The 2,815-nt window shown below is 69.2% G+C and carries 3 protein-coding genes and 2 tRNA genes; 3 read left to right on the forward strand and 2 right to left on the reverse strand.

Annotated features, from left to right (window positions below):
* The coding region (locus VFO26_RS12210) for an alcohol dehydrogenase catalytic domain-containing protein (RefSeq protein ID WP_325115273.1) at positions 1-468 on the reverse strand (468 nt) is incomplete at its 3' end.
* Positions 469-660: 192 nt separating this feature from the next.
* Here VFO26_RS12210 and VFO26_RS12215 point away from each other — a divergent pair.
* Positions 661-984, forward strand: a complete 324-nt coding sequence (locus VFO26_RS12215; protein ID WP_325115274.1) for a hypothetical protein — start codon at positions 661-663, stop codon at positions 982-984.
* A gap of 290 nt (positions 985-1,274) precedes the next feature.
* Positions 1,275-1,538, forward strand: coding sequence for a hypothetical protein (locus VFO26_RS12220; RefSeq protein WP_325115275.1), 264 nt, complete (start codon positions 1,275-1,277; stop codon positions 1,536-1,538).
* 834 nt (positions 1,539-2,372) lie between these two features.
* Here VFO26_RS12220 and VFO26_RS12225 read toward each other — a convergent pair.
* A tRNA-Val gene (locus VFO26_RS12225) sits at positions 2,373-2,445 on the reverse strand.
* A gap of 48 nt (positions 2,446-2,493) precedes the next feature.
* On the opposite strand from VFO26_RS12225, the gene VFO26_RS12230 reads away from it, so the two are divergent.
* Positions 2,494-2,566: transfer RNA gene (locus VFO26_RS12230), tRNA-Glu, on the forward strand.
* Positions 2,567-2,815 lie beyond the last annotated feature (249 nt).

Genomic DNA, 2,815 nt, shown 5'->3' on the forward strand with positions numbered 1-2,815 from the left:
CGTGTGGACGGCGTTGCCCAGCGGGTCGAAGATCGCCGCAACCTCGTCGTCGACTCCGGGCCAGTGGTGCCAGACGTTCGTCATCGGGAGCGACACGAGCTCCGCGAACGCGCCCGGGCGCTGCACGCCGAGACCGATCGAATGCGCGCACAGGTGACGCCGCCCGGCCATGCAGTTGCGGCAGCGGCCGCAGACGACGTGGCCCTCGCCGCTGACCCGCTCGCCGGGCTGGAACCCGGTCACGTTCGAACCGACCTCGATGACCTCGCCGACGAACTCGTGGCCGATCACGAGCGGGACGGGAATCGTCCGCTGGGCCCAGGCGTCCCATCGATGGATGTGCACGTCGGTCCCGCAGATCCCGGTCCGGCCGACGCGGATCAGGACGTCGTTGATCCCGATCTCCGGCTCGGGCACGTCCTCCAGCCACAGGCCGGCCTCGGCGCGGCTCTTGACGAGCGCCTTCACCTCGTTCTGTCCGGGTGGGGTCGCCGGGTGTCTCGGAGGGTGCCCAGGCGCCGAATCCTACGCGCGGCGCCGGGAGGCGCCACGGACCCTCGGCTCTGTTGTCCGAGAGAGGGCGGGCGCATACAATTCGGGTCTGGTCGACGATTGACGCACGTTGGCCGCTCGAGCGTCGAGGGAGGAGGTCGAGGAGCTGTGGGGCACGCGGACTTCCCCGTTCCTGATTCCGGAGCGCGGGATCGTGCAGGCCACACCCGCGACGCCACCGGGAGCTCGATTCTCGCCGCCGAGGGGCAGATTCCGCAGCCCGACCTCGCCCGCGGGCCGGCCCGAGCCACGCGTCGGGCCACGGGCGCGCGGGTCGTCGCCTCGCTCGTCCTCGCAATCTTCTCGGCGATCGCGCTCCTGCTGGCCGGCGCCTACCTGGGGTCGAGAGAGAGGACGTGCGCGGTGGTGCCGTCGAGCCAGGGCAACGTCGTCCTGTGCTCGAACGACTGGGCCGACAAGGTCGGTCAGTAGCGCCTGCATTCGCCCCGTCGGCTCGCGGGCTGCGAGCCCGGCGTGCGCGGTCGTGGGAGAGGGGCCGAGTGGCCCCTCTCGCTCGTCTCCGGCGGCGGCCCGGGAAGGGACGCGGCCTGGAGCCCACCCTCCGGGTTGCCCATGCGCCCGGCGGGGGTCGTCAAATGCAGCGTCGCCGTCGGTTCTCAACTCCCGCTCAACGCCCGCTCACGTCAGCCGGGGTCGGGCCGTTCGGTAAGGAAATCGTTCGGAGCGGAAACCGACCTCGCGCGTTCGACGTCTTCTAGTGCATGAGCGAGAGCGGCGAGCGGTACGCACCGGGTGAGACGGTCTGCCTGCTGCGGGAGGTGCGCGCGGGCCGCCAGATCCATGAGATCGGCACGCGCGCCCACGTGCTCGCCGACCATGGGGCGGTCATCGTCCTCCACCTCGACGGCTCCGACGCAGAGGTCGTGACCTGCCCGACGGACCACGTCGCTCGCGCCGACGAGAGGGCTGCGCGCAGGCGTGCCCCGCGGACCGCAGGCCCGTGGCTTCGTCCGTCGATGGGCTAGGCCCCCTCGAATCTTCGGTACGGCCGTTGACGGCGCGGGCTACTACCGTTGTGCGACAGCGAATCCGGCCTGTCCTACGACGATGGTCCTCGACCCTCGGGCCGTGCGTGAGCCTTGATCTGCGACTTCAGGGCGCTGTTGGCTCGCCTCTTCACGGCGCGACCGAGCTCTGAGCGCTGATCGAGCCAGATTGCTCCGATCCCCACAGCGATCGTGAGCGGCGTCCGTCGCAGCACTCCGTACGCGAGGACGATGACGCCTACTGCGAAGAGCGGCCCTAGCTCGACGTCGTACTGTGCGTCCTCTGGAAGGCTCATGGAGCGACCGAGCATGTCATGCGGCGACCGCCGGCCGGTCGAGTCGGATGTTGAGCAGCAGCTCCGAGCGTCTTGTGAATCGGCGTGCAGGCAAAGCCGTTATGCACCGGTGCCTCTCAGTCGCGAGGTCTGCATCGGTCGAACGAATGCAGGCCTTCCCTGCGAAAGCTCACGTATCCCGTCGACGGCCCTGCGTCTCGTACGTGTCGCCACCGTACTTCGTGGCGAGGCGCGTCCTCAGCATCTCATCGCGTAGTCGGGCCGCGTCCTTCTCCGCCGCGATGTCCTCCGACGATTTCGGCTTTGGCCGGAGCCAATCCATGAGTCGAGCCAGTGGGTTCATGGGGCCATTCTCGCTCTCGGCAATCAAGACGCCAACCCGCGCTCAGGCGGCGACGGCAAGTAGCGCCCCGTAGCCCGAGCTCGCCTCGTCGAGCATCATGTGGGGGAGACATTTCGACGTCACCGCGAGATGCGTCGGCGAACAAGCTGTTTCCGCATGCCTACAGGGTCGGGATGGGCGGTGCAGGACTCGAACCTGCGGCCACCTGCGTGTAAGGCAGGCGCTCTACCAGCTGAGCTAACCGCCCGGGCGGCCACGGATGGTAGCTCCGGTCGCGGGTATCCTCGGGCCGGCCGCCCCCATCGACTAGCGGCCCAGGTCGCCACCCTTTCAAGGTGGTAGCGCGGGTTCGAATCCCGCTGGGGGCATTCGGTCGACGTGCCATGCGGCCCGATGGAATGGCGGCGACCCCTCGTGCCGGGGGGGAAAGCACGCGGCAACGACGCGGAGTGACGTTGCGGGTCTCCCCGCAGGATCCCCTTACGTACGCCTGAGGTAGCTGTCCGTCCCGTCGAGCCAGTCCTGCCGTGGCGGGCAGAAGATGTCCATGTCGAGCGTCTTCTCGAGCGCCTCGGCTCTGTGCGGCAGCCACGACGGGATGTGGAGCACCTCGCCGG

The sequence above is a fragment of the Gaiella sp. genome (genome assembly GCF_035710885.1).
Classification (GTDB): domain Bacteria; phylum Actinomycetota; class Thermoleophilia; order Gaiellales; family Gaiellaceae; genus Gaiella.

What these genes read in the sequence shown, in the direction of transcription:
- VFO26_RS12220 (WP_325115275.1), top strand. Translation starts at nt 1,275, where the DNA reads ATGAGCGAGAGCGGCGAGCGGTACGCACCGGGTGAGACGGTCTGCCTG.